At 43.0% G+C, this 2,968-nt stretch carries 2 protein-coding genes; both read left to right on the top strand.

Annotated features, from left to right (window positions below):
• Nucleotides 1-192 precede the first annotated feature (192 nt).
• On the top strand, nucleotides 193-930 hold the full coding sequence (locus QWY30_RS15765) for a hypothetical protein (RefSeq protein ID WP_290242632.1): 738 nt from the start codon (nucleotides 193-195) through the stop codon (nucleotides 928-930).
• 313 nt (nucleotides 931-1,243) lie between these two features.
• On the top strand, nucleotides 1,244-2,380 hold the full coding sequence (gene rffA, locus QWY30_RS15760; RefSeq protein WP_290242630.1) for a dTDP-4-amino-4,6-dideoxygalactose transaminase: 1,137 nt from the start codon (nucleotides 1,244-1,246) through the stop codon (nucleotides 2,378-2,380).
• The last annotated feature ends 588 nt before the right edge of the window (nucleotides 2,381-2,968 follow it).

Raw genomic sequence — 2,968 nt, 5'->3', positions numbered from 1 at the left:
AACCCCTAGGAAAATACCCAAAAATGATGAATTTGAATTCAAATCGGCACCAAATAAAATCGGCCGCTAGGCCACGCCTGTATTGGCTTTTACTGATTAATGACCCGGTTTAACCGGACACTACTGAAAGTATATAATTCTTAAGTGATCCTCAAACACAAGTTCTCATTTGCCAATTTTTGTAGATATATCTTGACAATCACCAAATCCATTCTGAATTGCGTTGAAGGTTTTTTGACTTGGCTTGTCCATATGGTCGCTAAGAACTCGTTCAATAAGACACTCTACCGATTCAATTTTCCGGAAGTTTGGTATAGCCCATGGCGAGAAAACCGAGATTTTCAAGCAATCTACGAAAAGATTTCATCTCAGACACTGATTTCGGAACGTAAACTTTTCGATCTTTATTCGTTGGCAAACCAAGTGGCCCATTTTCGGGATGGAATAGTTTTAGAAATTGGGAGTTATAGGGGAGGCTCGGGAGCGCTTTTGGCGTCAGTTTTGCCTGAAATGCAACTAATCCTTTGGGACAATTGGGGTAAGCCAGTTGTTGAAAGCACCTATTTCATCCAAAAGACATATGCTGTGGAAAGCGACTTGTCCCAAGCTCAGAATTTTATGAGGGCTTTCCAATTAAACAGTCCGTTGAACTGTAATTTTGTCAGTGATGTTTTTCCCAACAGCCACATAATTAATTCGCATTCCGGTGAGTACACCTTTGTTCATTTTGACATCTATGATGAAAACGCCTTTCTGGAGGGTATGACTTTATTATGGCCCAAATTGCGTGTTGGAGGTGTTTTCGTTTGCGGCGGTTATGGAGCGATCTCCTTGAGCGGGCTGACCGAACAGGTCAACCTTTTTGTTAAGCGTCACAATTGCACTTTTATTCAGTCACAGTCTGGGCAGGGTGTAATTATCAAGAGGTAAGTTTTGCTTGTTCTTTTTACAAATAGCTTCCATATACTCATTCGTTATAAGTTACCGAGGGAGAAATTTAATTGATGCTGGTTGCGGCATTATCGCGAGCAACAAAGCGAAATCCCTCAAAAGAAAAAAATCCTCAGCAGAGTTGAAAATTTCGCGAATGATGAATCGAGTACTTTGCGAGCTGATGACACCAGAATCCTGGCTAATTAGAGATAGGATCAACTTCCCCTTTGTTGGCTCGTGTCGTTTATTGGCGGTTAAGCATTAGTTTGCATTCAATTAAATGCATCCATAAAATAAATCGGAGGCCTAAATGATCGAATTCAATCGACCGCACATGACTGGTAATGAGTTTGAATACATTGCCCAAGCAAAGCGAGGTCATGTGCTGGCTGGTGACGGTCCTTTCACTAAGAAGTGTAGTAGTTGGTTGGAAGAGATAACGGGGTGCGCGAAAGCTCTTCTGACGCACTCCTGTACCTCGGCGTTAGAAATGTCAGCATTGCTTTTGGATATCGCTCCTGGTGACGAAATCATCATGCCCTCATATACCTTTGTATCGACGGCAAATGCGTTTGTTTTGAGAGGTGGAGTCCCAGTTTTTGTAGATATCCGAGAAGATACACTGAACCTAGATGAGACATTGATAGAGAGTGCAATAACGACACGCACTCGCGCAATTGTGCCCGTTCACTATGCCGGGGTAGCGTGCGAGATGGACACAATAATGGACATAGCACGACGGTACGGGATTAATGTGGTAGAAGACGCAGCTCAAGGGTTGATGGCCAATTATAAAGGGCGCGCCCTAGGTAGTATCGGTGACTTTGGAGCCTTAAGTTTTCATGAAACGAAAAATATAATTTCTGGAGAGGGTGGCGCTTTGATGGTTAACGACCACTCAAAAATCCATCGAGCTGAAACTATCCGGGAAAAGGGAACAGATAGAAGTCGTTTTTTTCGCGGAGAGGTCGACAAATACACATGGCAAGAGGTGGGATCCTCATTCTTGCCAGGGGATCTGGTCGCAGCGTTTCTTTGGGCGCAGATGGAGGAAGCGCAAACTATCACTGACCTCCGGCTTTCAATTTGGTCACGCTACCACAATGCGTTTGCGTCCCTAGAGCGTGCTGGGGTCTTACGGCGTCCATTTATTCCTCAAGAGTGCGGTCATAATGCTCATATGTATTATGTTTTACTGAGGGAGGATATTGATCGCCATAAAATTCTGCAAGAACTTAAGCAGCATGGGATAGGGGCAGTTTTTCATTATGTTCCACTCCATACCTCGCCTGCTGGGCAGCGCTATGGGCGATTGCATGGAAGTCTTGCCCTGACTGATACACTTTCAGAGCGGTTGATAAGGTTACCCTTATGGGTAGGATTGACCAATGAGCAGCAAAGTCAGGTGGTAGAGGTGCTTTCAAGGGCCATTTGTAGACAGGCATAAAATAGTTTTTCAAGAATTTACCTGATGAAGGGTAGAAATTCGAGTCTAAAATTATTTTTAACTGTAGCTTTATAAGGATGCATCGGGCATTTGAAGGCAACGCGATAAGAGTTTATGTCTTAAAGCTTTAATCAATCTCGGCATGTTGCGATTTTTAAAAAAGAGTTAGATATTATGCCGAATGGATGCAATGTTGAGTGCATTAATGAAAGGCGCAGAACAACGCTCTGAATTATGTAGTTTTTTGAGCCTCTTTTAATGGCAACTATGACCGTCAGGCTTTAATTGTTCTTACGGAATAATTTAAAGGGAATGTCCCAGCAGAAGTGCACCAATAAAATGGCAGTTTTGGTAGTGCGATTACAGAAGCGCGAGGTGATCCTTCCGGCGGAAACTTCACCAAACGAATGTTACGAGTTCAGCGTTAATCTCTCGAAAAAGTTTTAGATATGTACAGTAGTGTCCGGTTAATTTCCGAATAAATTCAATTGGTTAGCGGAGTCGAGTAAATCAGATGTGAGTGTATCGCCCTGAAAGGCGCTTGAAAGCTCAGTTTTCTCAAATACCGACACCGATAATATCTGTAGC

The sequence above is a fragment of the Zwartia panacis genome (assembly GCF_030410395.1).
GTDB lineage: Bacteria > Pseudomonadota > Gammaproteobacteria > Burkholderiales > Burkholderiaceae_B > Zwartia > Zwartia panacis.
The sequence above is the reverse complement of the archived record's forward strand: the minus strand, read 5'-3'. Positions and strand labels throughout refer to the sequence as shown.

Coding starts and splice junctions, on each gene's coding strand:
- rffA (WP_290242630.1), top strand. CDS start 1,244: ATGATCGAATTCAATCGACCGCACATGACTGGTAATGAGTTTGAATAC.